Here is a 14,532-nt window from a genome sequence, read left to right as displayed (position 1 = left end):
GACGCAATAATGTCCCAATACGCGAATTGAAAAATATATACCTTTTTAGCAAAAGTACATCGCAACAAATTCACCATATAATTATCTTTACGGAAATTAATGCCTGTAAAAAATCAAGCATCAAAAAAACAGACCATGAGTTATTACAAGATTGCCAATCTCGAACAGTATTTCAAGCACTACAACAAATCGATTCGCGAGCCTCGTAAATTCTGGGGCAAGATCGCCGAGGAAAACTTCACCTGGTACCAAATGTGGGACAAGGTCATGGAATTCGACATGGCAGAAGCCGACATCAAATGGTTCGTGAACGCCAAAGTCAATATCGTCAAGAATTGCGTCGACCGACATCTGGCGCGCCGTGGCAACAAAACCGCAATCATTTTCGAACCGAACAATCCCGATGAGGAAACCCAACATATCACGTACAACGAACTGCACGAACGCGTCTGCAAAATGGCCAACGTATTGCGCGAACAAGGCGTCAAAAAAGGCGATCGCGTGTGTATTTACCTTCCGATGATCCCGGAACTGGCCGTGGCGGTTTTGGCCTGCGCCAGAATCGGGGCGATCCATTCGGTTGTTTTCGCCGGATTTTCAGCTTCGGCCGTGGCGGCGCGCGTCAACGACTGCGAATGTTCGTTGGTGATTACCGCTGATGGAGGTTTCAGAGGCGACAAAACCGTCCAACTCAAGTCGATCATAGACGAAGCCTTGCACACTTGTCCGACAGTCCACAAAGTACTTGTAGTAAAACGCACAAACGAAGAAGTTCCGATGACTTACGGACGCGACATGTGGCTGCAACCACTTTTGGACGAAGCATCGGACAATAATGTAGCCGAGATCATGGACGCCGAAGATCCGCTTTTCATCCTTTACACATCCGGCTCGACCGGAAAACCAAAGGGAATGCTGCACACGACGGCGGGTTACATGGTTTACACCGCTTATACTTTCAAGAATATTTTCGCCTACGAAGAAAACGACGTTTATTGGTGTACGGCCGATATCGGTTGGATTACGGGCCATTCCTATATTTTGTACGGACCGCTTTTGAACGGCGCGACCACCGTAATTTTCGAAGGCGTTCCGTCGTATCCGAATTACAGCCGATTTTGGGACATCATCGAAAAACATAAGGTCAACCAATTTTACACCGCTCCAACGGCGATCCGTTCGCTTGCCAAGGAAAGCATCGACTTCGTTCAGGGACATCCCATGAAATCCTTGAAAGTGATCGGCTCAGTCGGTGAACCGATCAACGAAGAAGCCTGGAATTGGTACAACGATCACGTAGGAGGAAAGCGCTGTCCGCTCGTCGACACTTGGTGGCAAACCGAAACGGGTGGCATCCTGATTTCGCCTGTTCCGTTCGTAACCCCAACAAAACCTACTTACGCGACACTTCCATTGCCGGGAATCCAACCCGTGTTGATGGACGAAAAGCGAAACGAGATCGAGGGCAACCAGGTTGTGGGAAGTTTGTGCATCAAATTCCCTTGGCCGTCGATCGCCAGAACAATTTGGGGCGATCACCAACGCTACAAAGACACGTATTTCTCGACTTTCCCCGGCAAGTATTTTACGGGCGATGGCGCGCTTCGCGATGAAGTCGGCTATTACCGGATTACCGGACGTGTCGATGACGTGATCATCGTTTCGGGCCACAACCTCGGAACGGCTCCAATCGAAGATGCGATCAACGAACACCAAGCCGTTGCAGAAAGCGCAATCGTCGGTTTCCCGCACGATATCAAAGGAAATGCGCTTTATGGTTACATCATCTTGAAGGAACACGGGGAAACGCGAGACCAGAAAAACCTTCGCAACGAGATCAACAAACTCATCTCAGATCAGGTCGGACCAATCGCCAAACTCGACAAGATCCAATTCGTGTCGGGACTTCCCAAGACGCGGTCAGGCAAGATCATGCGACGCATCCTGCGAAAAATCGCGGAAGGTGATTTCAGTAATTTCGGCGACACAAGCACGCTTTTGAATCCGGAAATCATCGATGAGATCAAGGACGGAAAAATCGAGTAGCTTTAGTCTGACGCAAAATAATCTCTCTTTTTGAAAAGGCCGCGAATAGCGTAAATTTTACTCATTCGCGGTCTTTAACTTTGGACGTAAAACTTCAACTTATTTTAACATGCCGTTAGAAAAATTTGCATGGAAAACTTTGTGTAAATCCTGTAATAAAATCATCCTCGTTTACAAACACGGTCGAACCTGATTTGTTAAATTGCGGCCTATGCTAAACAATCGAGTCATTATTATCGGAGGCGGTCTTGCGGGACTTACCGCTGCCATCCATCTTTGCCGTTCGGGCAAGGACGTGACTTTGATTGAAAAACAGGAATATCCCAAACACAAAGTTTGTGGAGAATACGTTTCCAATGAGATTTTACCGTATTTGAAGTGGCTCGGACTCGATCTGTCGCCACTGAATCCGGTTATTATTGAAAAAGCCGCATTTTCCACCGTCGACGGAAAGGAAATCAGGTGCGAATTGCCACTGGGCGGAATCGGGATAAGTCGATATGCACTCGACAATTTCCTGTACAAAGCCGCAATTTCACAAGGTTGCGAAGTAATCCAGGATTCGGTTTTGGACGTGCAATTCGCGAACGATCAATTTTCGGTTGATTTATCTGACGGACAAAAACATCAGGCCAAAATCGTGCTCGGCGCATTCGGGAAACGGTCCAATATCGACCAAAAGCTCGAACGCGCTTTCATCAGGCAAAAATCGCCTTGGCTAGCTGTCAAGATGCATTATTCGGGAGATTTTCCAAACGATCTCGTCGGATTGCACAACTTCAACGGTGGCTATTGCGGCGTTTCAAAAGTCGAGAACGGAGCCGTGAACGTTTGCTATCTCGCCGATTTCGACTCGTTCAAGAAATATAAAAACATTGCCGAATACCAGTCGCAAGTTGTTTGTGAAAACCCACATTTGCGCGAACTTCTTGACAATTTCGTCCCGTTGTTCGACAATCCGATCACCATCAGCCAGATTTCATTCGAAAAGAAATTGCCGATCGAGAATCATATCCTGATGATGGGCGATACGGCCGGACTGATCCATCCTTTGTGCGGAAACGGCATGGCGATGGCGATCCATAGCGCGAAACTGGCATCGGAATGCGTCATCGATTTCCTTGAACAGAATCTGACAAGGGAAAAATTCGAGCAAAACTATTCCAACGTCTGGAACGTACATTTCAAAAAGCGTCTCAAGACAGGAAGATTGCTGGCCTCGATGCTGCAAAAGAAAACCATCTCGCATTTTTTGCTGCAAGCGCTATCACTCTTTCCGTCGCTTTTACCCGAAATCATCAAAATGACACACGGAAAACCCATTAAAATAGCCGCATGAACCTCACTGTAGACACGACATATCGAAGCGAATTGCCCGAGATCATGGACGATCTCGACATGAAAGGCGAGCAGTTGCGCGACACGCTTGACAAAATTGCAAACCTGAACCGTCGACTCGGCGGAAACAGCCTGACGATTTCGGGCGTGAAACGGTTGGTGGAAAAATATCCGAAACACAAAACCATAAAAATTGTCGACGTTGGTTGCGGAAGCGGTGATATGTTACGGGATCTGGCTGATTTCGCGAGCGAGGACGGAAGAAAATTCTCGCTAGTCGGGATTGACGCCAATGCAGATGCGATCGCGTACGCCGAAAAAATCTCCGGCCATTATCCCGATATTTCCTACTCGGTACAAAATATTTTCGACGAGCGTTTCGCACAACTCGAATGCGACATTATCGTGAGCACGCTTACCTTGCATCATTTTTCAGATGCCGAGATCGAGTCGATACTAAAAACTTTCCGCAGGCAGGCCAAAATAGGCATCGTGATCAACGACCTTCACCGATCGGCTTTGGCTTACCGATTGTTCCAGATCGTCTGCTGCGTTTTCCAACTCGGCCCGATGCCCAAAAACGACGGGTTGATCTCGATCCTTCGCGGCTTCAAAAAAGGGGAATTGCGCGAATTTTCGCAAAAACTAAATTTCAACAATTATAGCATCCGATGGAAATGGGCATTCCGCTACCAATGGATCATACAAACCGCATGAGTGTAAAAATCAAGACAGTAGCCAAAGAGCTGCCCAATTATAGTAAGGATACGTCCGAAATAGTAGAACTTGTCGACAGCTGGCTCGACGGTCAGGACGATCGTTTTGTGAGAAAAGTCAAGAAAATCTTCGAAGGAGCGGCCGTTGACCGAAGATATTCGATCATGGAACCGATGGACGTTTTCACGGCGACTTCATTCGAGGAAAAAAATGACATCTACACAAAAGAAGTCATCGATTTAGGCGAAAAAGTACTTCGGAAAGCCTTGCTCAAAGCGGCTTGGGATCCGTTGGCACTCGATTTCATCATCACGGTAAGCTGCACGGGGATCATGATTCCTTCTTTGGATGCGTATCTGATAAACCTCGTCGGGTTGCGACAGGACATCGTGCGTTTGCCCGTTACCGAAATGGGTTGCGCGGCCGGTGTTTCGGGAATCATTTATGCCAAGAATTTCCTCAAGGCCAATCCCGGAAAACGCGCTGCGGTAATCGCTGTGGAAAGCCCGACGTCGACTTTCCAATTGGACGATTATTCAATGCCGAACGTGGTCAGTGCTGCCATTTTTGGTGACGGAGCGGCTTGTGTGTTGCTTTCTTCGGACGAATCGGATGAAGGACCGGAAGTGATTTCGGAAGAAATGTACCACTTTTACGACAACGAGCACATGATGGGTTTCAAGCTCACCAACGGCGGGCTCCAAATGGTGCTCGACGTCGAAGTTCCCGATACGATCGCGGCCCATTTTCCAAAAATCGTGCATCCGTTTTTGGCCAAACAAGGTCTTGAGATGAAAGACGTCGACCATTTGATCTTCCATCCCGGCGGACGGAAAATCATCCAGACGGTAGAAGAACTTTTCGCCGGATTGGGAAAAAATATAGACATGACCAAAGCGATTCTGCGCAATTACGGCAATATGTCGAGCGCGACGGTTTTGTATGTGTTGGAAGAAATCATAGAAGAAAAACCCGAAAAAGGCCAGTACGGACTCATGTTGAGCTTCGGCCCGGGATTTTCGGCACAACGCGTCTTGCTCAAATTCTGATGGCAGATTTTACCGACAAGAACTATTGGGCGATCGTACTCGGCGCAAGTTCCGGTCTGGGATTCGCATCCGCCAGAAAATTGGCCGAACACGGCATGAACATCTGCGCGATTTACAGAAGTCCGCGCAGCGAAGCCGAAATCGTCGAAACCAATTTTTACGAAATACGCAAAACCGGAGTCGAATTCCTCGAATTCAATGCCGATGCGATGAATTCGGAAAAACAAATCGAAATTTTGTCCAAACTCAAAATGGCGATCGGCGAGGGAAAAGTCCGAGTACTTTTGCACAGCATTGCCAAGGGAAATCTCAAACCGATGACAGGAGAAAACAGCCTTTCGCCAGATGATTTCCGAACGACTTTGGACGCCATGGCGATCAGTTTGTACGACTGGACAAAATTACTTTCGAGTGCCAATTTGTTTGCAGATGATGCTCGAATCTTGGCATTCACAAGCGAAGGCAGCCAAAAACCGATGTCGAATTACGCGGCAGTTTCTGTAGCGAAAGCGGCATTGGAAGCAATCTCGAGAAGTATTGCGCTGGAATTTGCGTCAAGCGGAATCAAATCGAACTGCATCCAAGCCGGCGTGACTGATACGGCGGCGATGCGCAGAATTCCGGGAAGCGACGATCTGGTCACACATTCAATTTCCAGAAATCCTTTCAAGCGGTTGACGACGCCCGAAGACGTGGCGAACGTGGTTTATCTGATGGCAAAAGACGAAGCCAAATGGATCAACGGAACGACAATTCAGGTCGATGGAGGCGAACATCTGCAATGATCTCCAAAGCTGAAATACTCAGGAAATTGCCGTATTCCGAGCCGTTTTTGTTTGTCGACGAATTGCTGTCGATAGATGAAAACGGAGCAAAAGGCACTTATTTTTTCGACGAAAATCTCGCTTTCTACAAAGGTCATTTTCGTGGAAATCCAGTTACGCCGGGCGTGATTTTGACGGAATGCATGGCGCAGATCGGAGTGGTCTGTCTAGGCATTTTCCTGTTGGATGAAGAATTGAAGTCGGAAACTGCAATTGCATTGACTTCAAACGAAATAGAATTTTTGAAACCCGTTTTCCCGAATGAGAAAGTAACGGTGACTTCCACCAAAAAATACTTCCGTTTCGGCAAACTCAAATGCGAGGTCGAAATGCGCAACCAAGCCGACGAAATTGTCTGCAGTGGAACGATTGCGGGCCTCATAACAACCAGAGCATGAAAAAACGAGTTGTCATAACAGGATTGGGAATTTGCGCCCCGAACGGAAACAACATTCCGGAATTCCTCGAGGCCATAAAATCGGCGAGATCAGGGGTTCGTTTCGACCAACAATTGGCCGACCTTAATTTTTCCTGCCAGATTTCGGCCAAACCACAAGTATCGGATGAACTCAAATCGCAGTATTTTACCGAGCTCGAACTGAGAAATTTCGACGCCGACGGCATTATGTACGGCGTAATCGCGGGAATGCAAGCGTGGAAAGACGCCGGTTTGCCGCTAAATTCGGACGAAGCCGATTTCGACAGCGGAACGATTTTCGGAGCCGGAACTTCCGGACTCGGAAAATTCCGCGAAGCTATATACAAAATCGACGACAAAAATGTGAGAAGGTTGGGAAGCACGGCGGTCGTTCAAACGATGGCGAGCGGCATTACAGCTTATCTGGGCGGAAAACTCGCACTCGGAAATATGGTCACGACCAATTCGTCGGCTTGCACAACGGGAGCCGAAGCCATTCTTTTAGCTTACGACAGAATCGTCTCGGGTCAGGCAAAACGCATGCTCGCCGGCAGCACAAGCGATTCCGGACCTTACATTTGGGGCGGTTTCGATGCGATGCGTGTCTGCAATTCAAAATCGAATGACGATCCCGAAAATGCTTCGCGACCCATGAGCGCGACGGCTTCCGGATTCGTTCCTGGCGCTGGTTCCGGCGCATTGTTGCTCGAAGATCTCGATTCGGCTTTGGAGAGAGGCGCAACGATTTACGCCGAAATCCTTGGCGGGCACGTGAATTCGGGCGGGCAAAGAGGCGAGGGTTCGATGACGGCTCCGAATCCTGCCGCGGTTCAAAGGTGTATTTCCGAAGCCTTGAAATCGGCTGATGTCGAGGCCAAAGACATTGACGCGATCAACGGACACTTGACCGCGACTTCGAAAGACGGCCTCGAAATCGAGAATTGGACAAAAGCACTCGGCAGAAACGGGAGCGATTTTCCTTACATAAATTCGTTGAAATCAACCGTCGGACATTGTCTTTCTGGTTCGGGAAGCGTAGAAAGTGTGGCCACGGTCTTGCAGATCAAACACCAATTCGTGTTTCCGAACCGCAACTGCGACGATTTGCACCCCGAAATCGCGAATCTCGTCTCGGGAGAAAAAATTCCGACCCAAATCGTTGATACACAACTCAAGTATGTAGCCAAGGCAAGTTTCGGTTTTGGCGATGTGAACGGATGTGTTATATTTGGTCGATTTGACTGACCAAACGCCCAAAACATGAACAAAGCCGAAACCATCGAGCAACTGAAAACCATCGTAAAACCTTATATCAAGAACCAGGAAGCGTTCGAGAATCTGAGTGAGGAAACCGATTTTATCCGCGACCTGCAAATCAATTCCGCGAATCTCGTAGATGTGGCGCTCGATGTCGAGGAAGCTTTCGACATCACGATCGACAACGCGTCGATGGAAAAAATGCTGAACGTCAAAGCCGCTTTGGCTATCATCGAGGAAAAACTGTCCGAAAAGTGATCGGCAACGACGTCGTCGACCTAAAAGCCGCGAAGGCTCAAAGCGATTGGCGTCGCAAGGGATTTCTTGAAAAACTTTTTTTGGAGCCTGAAATCCGTCTGATACAAAATTCAGAAAATCCCGACATTTCCGTGTGGAATTTATGGAGTAGGAAAGAGGCCGCTTACAAGATTTTCAACCGACAGACGGGAATCAGGAAGTTCAATCCGACCTTTTTTGCATGTGCCGACCTGAATCCGGAAAGCAATGTGCGATTTGGAAATGAGATCGTTTATTCAAAAACGGAAGTCAATCCTGAATTCGTGCATACGATTTGTGTGTCCGATGAAAAACTGTTTGGCTTTGTATCCGAAATTCCAAAATCGGAAATCATCAAAATCGACGGACTTCCATTTGTCATTTCAGATAAAAAGCAACTTCCCGCATCTGTAAGCCATCACGGGATTTTCGAGAAATGCGTGACCTTAATTGGCGATGGTCTCGATTTCGATCTTGCCTTCCAAGGTGCGATGGATCGGGCATTTGTCGGCGATTTCGAGTAGACGCGCACATTGTTCTTTGTCGAGATTTCCCTTCATTTCGATGTATCGGACAAACGATGCCTTATCAGCCTTATCATCGCGCTCTACACTGACCCGAACCGTAACTTGTTCCAACTCCCATTTTTTTCGATCGGAATACATTCGCATCGTGGCCGCGGTGCAAGTTCCCAAGGACGAGGCCAGTAATTCGAATGGAGAAAATCCCAAATCTTCTCCGCCCAAATGCCGCGGTTCGTCTGCGATAAGCGTGTTTCCGTGAGACGAGGTGATTGTCATCTTGTATTTTTCGCGTCCGATTACAGCGGTGATGTCTGCCATTAGAATCTAGGTTTTGGAAGTGGAACGAATTCGGTTTCACCCGGAACTTTGTCGAATTCCTGGTTTTCCCATCTGATTTTTGCTTTCTCGATCAACTCTTTGGACGATGCGACGAAGTTCCAGAAAATAAAGCGTTCCTCGGGAAAAGGTTCGCCTCCGAAAATGTAAACTGTCGTGTTTTCATCGATTTCAAATTCACACAAATGCGCGTCTTTGGCGACAAGCAGTTGTTTAGGTCCGAAAATATGGCCTTCGGTCGTGACGTTTCCTTCGAGAATATACATGCCGCTTTCGCCGAAAAGTTCTTGTCCGATGTTTATTTTTTTGGCAGAAGTCGATTTGATTTCCAAAAGGTAAAGCGGACTGTAAACCGGAACAGGCGATTTCCTGCCGAACGCTTCTCCGGCAATCAGGCGAAATGCTACGTCATCGCTTCCCCAATGCGGTATTTCATCGGCTTCGACGTGATGGAACGAGGCTTCTCCTTGTTCGAGATGCTTCGGAAGTGCGACCCAAATTTGAAGTCCGTGCAGGTTTTTTTCGGACTGACGCAAATACTCAGGCGTTCGTTCGGAGTGCACGATTCCATTTCCGGCGGTCATCCAATTGACCTGACCTGGCTTGATTTCCACTTCGGAACCGAGGCTGTCGCGGTGCAAGATCGCGCCCTCGAAAAGATAAGTCAAGGTCGAAAGCCCGATATGAGGATGCGGCGGAACGTCCATATTCTGGTGATCTGACAATTTCGCCGGTCCCATGTGGTCGATGAACGCGAACGGTCCGACCATGCGCTTTTCGCGGAACGGCAAAAGTCGTCCGACCAGGAAATTGCCGATATCGGCGGGACGTTCTTCGATTATGAGTTGGATGTTTGACATGTTTTACAGTAGATGAAAGATTGATAGATGATTAAAAGTTTACAAATCTGTTATCTGGCTAAGTTCTGTTTCTGTTTCTGCAACTGCAACTGCAACCGCTTCTGCAACTGCTTCTGCCACTAATTTATCCCAAGTCGGTTCTTGAGTTTGAGGAACAAAAGCGACATAATATAAGCATCGTCCATCGCCGTCATTCGCTCTCCGGTTGGAATTTTGTAGAAGTGGGCGAGTTCGTCAAGCGAAAATTGCCTGTCGGTGATATCGTTGAGTTTGCGGTGCATGATCTCGATGTCGAGCGCCTCGTTTTTCAATCGCCCGCAGCCCAATTTCTCGAGCGCCGCGTTTATCAGCTCGACGTCGTGATGGATTCTGTGTCCGACCAAAACCGCATTTCCGATAAATTCAACGAAAGCTTCAGTCGCATCGTTTTCAGATAATTTATCCTGTTTGGATTCAAGTATGAATTCATTGCTATCCATGCCGTTGTCGTGCAGGAATTTGTATTGTGGAATCACGGTTTCAAAACTGTCGCCAATCAGGACGTTGTTATTGAAAACGCCAATCGCGCCAAAGGCAAAAATCACGTCCTTTTCGGGATTCGTACCCGAATGTTCCAGACTCAAGGCCACAAAACGCTTTGAACGGTGATCGAATTTGGCGAGATATTTTTTCCAGAATTCGGGATATTCCTTGTTGATGTGTTTGATCCAGTCGAACATTATGAAAACTGTGTTAATCGGAATTTGTCTTTTATGATTTCCTCGAGATCGCGCATGGGTTCAAGAGCCGTCTTGAGTTTTTCGCGATCGATTCTGGACAATTCGTCGAGATTGATGAAGCGTCCGTCGTTGTCGTATTTCATGCCTTCGATAGCGCGGTATTTCGACAAGGTCAGGTAAGCTTCGGCACAACTCAGGTAAACCTCGGAATGTCTGGCGTCAACCATGGCCAATTGCTTGAAACGCAGATAGGTATTGGTGATTCCGCGCAAATTCTGACCCAAAGCCAGCAATCTCGCGCCGTCAGTCAAAGGCATGATTCCCCTGAGTTTGATATCGAACCTGTTCCTGTTTTCGCCTTCTTCCTCGACATTGAATTTCTTGAAAAAACTCAAGGCCGGCGGTTTTCGCAACGCGTCGTTCCCGAGATAGTCGAAGAGCGAGTTGCGTCTTGTGTTGGTGTAGATCGCGTCCAGCAAGGTTTCTTCGATTTTCGATTCTCCGAAAGCCAGATCGAAATCAAAGAAAATGGGGCTGATTTCGTTGCTCTTTTCGCCCGGAGTCGTCATCCAACCTTGGTATTGCTTGAGCCAGTCCGAAACCGACTTGCACCAAAGCATATTGCTGGCCACGTGGCCGTTAGGGCAAGGCACATAACCGACTTTTTCGAGGACGGCGACCGTGCGTTTGGCCAATCTGAGGAAATAATCTTTTACGTCCTTGTATTTTTCGGCTGCGACGTCTTCGAAAACAAGCATACTGTCCTGATCGGTGAGCAAAATCTGTTCTTTTCTGCCCTGACTTCCTATGGAAAGCCAGGCGAATCGCGCAGGCGGCGAACCCAAATCGAGAATGGAAATCTCGACAGATCGCTTGATGATCGCCATATTGATCTCGCTCGCAATGTTGTTCACATGCGTCATAGGAATGTTCTTGGTAAGCGACGAACGCACGAGTTCCGACATTTTTTCACGGACGTTCCTGAGTTCTCTCGGATGTTGCGCGCGCTTGATTTCCTTGATGAGAATGCCCGGGTTATTCGCCTGTGCAGCAATGAGATCGTGTTGGGAAATCACGCCTTTCAAAGCCGACTTGTCCGATCCGTCGGCGGTGACGACCAAATGCGTGACGTTGTTCTTGAGAAGCAACAATTGCGCCTCGGCCAACGATACGTTTTCGGGAACCGATACGACAGGCGAGGCCATGATCTTGTCGACGGCGATCGTTACAGGAAATCTTCCTGTTGCTATCTTGGAACGCAAATCTGCATCGGTCACGATTCCAATGGGAATTTCTCCTTGCGTGACAACGACGTAATCTGCAAGGTTTTCTGTCATCTGGATCGCGACATCTTTCGTCAACGAAGCCGTCGAGGCGCGCAAAGGCGTTTTCGAATAATCAAGCGACTGAAAGAACTGCATTTCGGTTTGCTGTTCCGGCGCGTAGTTGGTTTCGGACAGCAATTTCCCTCGGATGTCCTTGTCAGCCGGATTGCGGCTATTGTTGGCGAAACTCTCCAAAAGGAAGTTCAAAACCTCGGAATTTGCCGCGACGTAAGGCCTGAAAGCAGCGATCGGGACGGCGTAAACAATGCTTTCCTCACGCGCTTTTGCCGTCATCATATAGTTGTTTCGGGCAAAAAACGGACGCAACCCGAAAATGTCTCCGGGCACACATTTGTTGAGCAGATTCTCTTCCGCGTCAGCGATAACCGTCAAATTCACAACGCCCGAAGCCACGACGTAAAAGCTGTCGTGGAGCGTGTCGTTGATCGTGAACAGGGTTTGGTTCTTGTCGAGCGTCACAACGCGAATGCTCGTGGAAATGCTCAGCAGATCGTCATACGAGAGTTTGTTGAAAGGAGGGAAGTCCTTGAGGAAATCGGCGATTCTTTCGGCAATGCTGTTTCTCATGTTCGGGGTAAAAACTTAAAAATACAAAGAAAACAAGGCGTCCTGAATCAAATTCGGCTTAAAATTTCAGCAACTTTTCAACGTCTTTAAATTCCTGTTAAACTGCTGATAAGGCGCGAAATATCCGTAAATTTAAAAGAAGAAAACCACTTACATGGCCTTTATCGACTATTATCAGACCTTGGGCGTAACCAAAAACGCGTCGGCTGACGACATCAAGAAAGCTTACCGCAAGCTTGCCCGGAAACTGCATCCGGACGTAAATCCTGACGACAAGGACGCCAACCTCAAATTCCAGCAGCTCAACGAAGCTTACGAGGTGTTGGGCAATGCCGAAAATCGGAAGAAATATGACACTTACGGAGAAAATTGGCAGCAAGGCGAACAGTATGAGAATGCGCGCAGATCGCAGCAAAACCAATATGCGGGCGACCAAGGTTACACGTACAACGGAAATTTTGGTGATGGTGATTTCTCGGATTTTTTCGACTCGATGTTCGGAAATGCGAAAGGAAGAAACGCGCGCCAGACGGCGTATCGCGGACAGGATTACAGTTCGGAAATCCATCTGTCGCTTCGGGACGTGCTTGAAACGCAAAAGCAAACACTTTCGGTCAACGGCAAAAATATCAGGATCACGGTTCCGGCCGGAGTCGCTGACGGACAGACCATCAAACTTTCTGGATTTGGCGCGCCCGGAGCCAACAATGGTCCGTCGGGCGATTTGTATCTGACGTTTAAAATCAAACAAGATCCTGACTACAAGCGACTTGGGGACGATTTGCACAAAGAGGTCGAAATCGATTTGTTCAAGGCGATTCTGGGTGGCGAAGTTACGGTCGAAACCTTATCCGGGAAGGTCAAACTCAAAATCGCCGAAGGAACGCAAAACGGTACAAAAGTAAGACTCAAAGGAAAAGGAATGCCGGTCTATAAAAAGGACGGAAATGGCGATCTGATCGTGACGTATTCGGTCAAAATTCCAACAGACCTGAGCGAAAACCAAAAGGATTTTATCCGAAAAGCATCTGAAAATCAATGAGTATGAAACGAATGCTGTCAATTGAAGAGTATTGCAAATTGCATGGAACCGAATCGAAATTCCTGTTGGAACTCGAGCAAAATGGCCTGATCGAAATCGTCGTGGAGAATTCTGCGCATTATATAAGTGTCGAAAAACTTCAGGATTTGGAGCGCTACAGAATTTGGCATTATGAACTCAACGTGAATATCGAGGGAATCGACATCATCGAGAATCTTTTGGAAAAGCAGCGGTTTTTTCAGGAGGAAATTGGTCGGTTGCGCAACAGGCTTGGGGTTTATGAATCGGATGGTGATTTGTAGCGGCAGAGGAATCGACCCGTTTTCCTGTGTTTTCTATTTTACATAATATAAATTATAGTGCAAAATGCCATTGTATGCAAACTGGCGAAAAGTAGCCAAATTCCCAACGCTCAAACATTGTTTGCAATAATTGGATATCAACACGTTACGGTCGATAACTTTTGGATAATCGACGCTTAACATCAAATCGATTTTCTACTTTTAGTCGACGAACTACATCCTTATGAAGCAATTATTCTGGCTCGCGATCTTGCTGCCGATCTTTGGCCTGGCGCAGAAAAAAGAACGAATTCCTTTTCAGTCTTACGATTTTCTAAAACTAGTCCACAAATACTACAAGAATATTCCGGTTATCGAAGAAGGTTTCAAATCGCTTGACCTGATTGGCGAACCTTGTTTTTTGCTCACGATGCCAAATGGCGATCTTTATTACCTGTATGAAAATAACGTGCTTAAGTTTTCTTCGGGAAACACATCCGTGGATGTTTATCAGGTTGGCGAAAACGTCGTGATGTTTGCCGTACAGATTTCGACTAGCGAACGCCAATTGATTTACTCGGTAAATGGCGATGTGAAATCCCGTTTGAAAGGATAATTTCTATTTCAAAATATTCTCCTTGATTTTTTCGTCTGTGTTCCAACCTTTGGAAAGATTTTAAATAATCGACGAAATTTTGCGTTTAATCGACAAACTACAAGGTTGAACAACTTTGTCAAAATGTGTAGTTATGAACAATTTTCAGTCAAATTGTTAAAAAGATGAAAATGCGTTTTGTCGGATAAATTCTTACAGTCGTTCTAATTTATGTAAGATTTTACTTCACTTTATTCTTAATTTTTACACTTTATCGGCTAAATTAGGTTTTTTAACAATTGTTTTTCTAGTTTTAAATCGTCGACGAACTAGATTT

16 protein-coding genes are annotated in these 14,532 nt (G+C 47.0%); 12 read left to right on the top strand and 4 right to left on the bottom strand.

Annotated features, from left to right (window positions below; genetic code table 11):
* Positions 1-99 precede the first annotated feature (99 nt).
* From acs to EOO49_RS03635, 9 genes are all read left to right on the top strand, one after another.
* Positions 100-2,046, top strand: coding sequence for an acetate--CoA ligase (gene acs / locus EOO49_RS03675; RefSeq protein WP_290842850.1), 1,947 nt, complete (start codon positions 100-102; stop codon positions 2,044-2,046).
* A 211-nt stretch (positions 2,047-2,257) separates the two neighbouring features.
* Positions 2,258-3,385 carry an NAD(P)/FAD-dependent oxidoreductase gene (locus tag EOO49_RS03670; protein WP_290842848.1) on the top strand — a complete coding sequence of 376 codons (1,128 nt, stop codon included), beginning with the start codon at positions 2,258-2,260 and terminating at the stop codon, positions 3,383-3,385.
* On the top strand, positions 3,382-4,101 hold the full coding sequence (locus EOO49_RS03665) for a methyltransferase domain-containing protein (protein WP_290842846.1): 720 nt from the start codon (positions 3,382-3,384) through the stop codon (positions 4,099-4,101). The genes EOO49_RS03670 and EOO49_RS03665 overlap by 4 nt, the downstream gene beginning before the upstream one ends.
* Positions 4,098-5,150, top strand: coding sequence for a 3-oxoacyl-[acyl-carrier-protein] synthase III C-terminal domain-containing protein (locus tag EOO49_RS03660; protein WP_290842844.1), 1,053 nt, complete (start codon positions 4,098-4,100; stop codon positions 5,148-5,150). Before EOO49_RS03665 ends, EOO49_RS03660 begins: the two co-directional genes overlap by 4 nt.
* The gene (locus EOO49_RS03655; RefSeq protein WP_366927231.1) at positions 5,150-5,935 is read left to right on the top strand and encodes an SDR family oxidoreductase; all 786 of its coding nucleotides are present in this window, start codon (positions 5,150-5,152) and stop codon (positions 5,933-5,935) included. The genes EOO49_RS03660 and EOO49_RS03655 overlap by 1 nt, the downstream gene beginning before the upstream one ends.
* Positions 5,935-6,372 (top strand): hydroxymyristoyl-ACP dehydratase, encoded by a 438-nt coding sequence (locus EOO49_RS03650; RefSeq protein WP_290843553.1) that lies wholly within the window; start codon positions 5,935-5,937, stop codon positions 6,370-6,372. The genes EOO49_RS03655 and EOO49_RS03650 overlap by 1 nt, the downstream gene beginning before the upstream one ends.
* Positions 6,369-7,637: a beta-ketoacyl synthase gene (locus EOO49_RS03645; RefSeq protein ID WP_290842842.1), complete on the top strand. Its 1,269-nt coding sequence runs from the start codon at positions 6,369-6,371 to the stop codon at positions 7,635-7,637. Before EOO49_RS03650 ends, EOO49_RS03645 begins: the two co-directional genes overlap by 4 nt.
* 15 nt (positions 7,638-7,652) lie before the next feature.
* Positions 7,653-7,907 carry an acyl carrier protein gene (locus tag EOO49_RS03640; protein WP_290842840.1) on the top strand — a complete coding sequence of 85 codons (255 nt, stop codon included), beginning with the start codon at positions 7,653-7,655 and terminating at the stop codon, positions 7,905-7,907.
* On the top strand, positions 7,904-8,449 hold the full coding sequence (locus tag EOO49_RS03635; RefSeq protein WP_290842838.1) for a 4'-phosphopantetheinyl transferase superfamily protein: 546 nt from the start codon (positions 7,904-7,906) through the stop codon (positions 8,447-8,449). The genes EOO49_RS03640 and EOO49_RS03635 overlap by 4 nt, the downstream gene beginning before the upstream one ends.
* On the opposite strand, the gene EOO49_RS03630 is transcribed toward EOO49_RS03635, so the two are convergent.
* The 4 genes from EOO49_RS03630 to EOO49_RS03615 form a co-directional block, all read right to left on the bottom strand.
* Positions 8,372-8,767: an OsmC family protein gene (locus EOO49_RS03630; RefSeq protein WP_290842836.1), complete on the bottom strand. Its 396-nt coding sequence runs from the start codon at positions 8,765-8,767 to the stop codon at positions 8,372-8,374. The genes EOO49_RS03635 and EOO49_RS03630 overlap by 78 nt on opposite strands.
* Complete coding sequence (locus EOO49_RS03625; RefSeq protein WP_290842834.1) at positions 8,767-9,645, bottom strand: pirin family protein; 879 nt, start codon at positions 9,643-9,645, stop codon at positions 8,767-8,769. The genes EOO49_RS03630 and EOO49_RS03625 overlap by 1 nt, the downstream gene beginning before the upstream one ends.
* A gap of 119 nt (positions 9,646-9,764) precedes the next feature.
* On the bottom strand, positions 9,765-10,364 hold the full coding sequence (locus EOO49_RS03620) for a 3'-5' exonuclease (RefSeq protein WP_290842833.1): 600 nt from the start codon (positions 10,362-10,364) through the stop codon (positions 9,765-9,767).
* Complete coding sequence (locus EOO49_RS03615; RefSeq protein WP_290842831.1) at positions 10,364-12,277, bottom strand: DUF294 nucleotidyltransferase-like domain-containing protein; 1,914 nt, start codon at positions 12,275-12,277, stop codon at positions 10,364-10,366. The genes EOO49_RS03620 and EOO49_RS03615 overlap by 1 nt, the downstream gene beginning before the upstream one ends.
* Before the next feature lie 154 nt (positions 12,278-12,431).
* Here EOO49_RS03615 and EOO49_RS03610 point away from each other — a divergent pair, with 154 nt between their 5' ends.
* The 3 genes from EOO49_RS03610 (at position 12,432) to EOO49_RS03600 (ending at position 14,216) form a co-directional block, all read left to right on the top strand.
* On the top strand, positions 12,432-13,319 hold the full coding sequence (locus EOO49_RS03610; RefSeq protein ID WP_290842829.1) for a J domain-containing protein: 888 nt from the start codon (positions 12,432-12,434) through the stop codon (positions 13,317-13,319).
* A 2-nt stretch (positions 13,320-13,321) separates the two neighbouring features.
* Positions 13,322-13,621, top strand: coding sequence for a chaperone modulator CbpM (locus EOO49_RS03605; RefSeq protein WP_290842827.1), 300 nt, complete (start codon positions 13,322-13,324; stop codon positions 13,619-13,621).
* Positions 13,622-13,844: 223 nt separating this feature from the next.
* Entirely contained in the window at positions 13,845-14,216 is a 372-nt protein-coding gene (locus EOO49_RS03600; RefSeq protein ID WP_290842825.1) for a hypothetical protein, read from the top strand.
* The last annotated feature ends 316 nt before the right edge of the window (positions 14,217-14,532 follow it).

Source organism: Flavobacterium sp. (genome assembly GCF_004295795.1).
Classification (GTDB): Bacteria; Bacteroidota; Bacteroidia; order Flavobacteriales; family Flavobacteriaceae; genus Flavobacterium.
The sequence above is the reverse complement of the archived record's forward strand: the minus strand, read 5'-3'. Positions and strand labels throughout refer to the sequence as shown.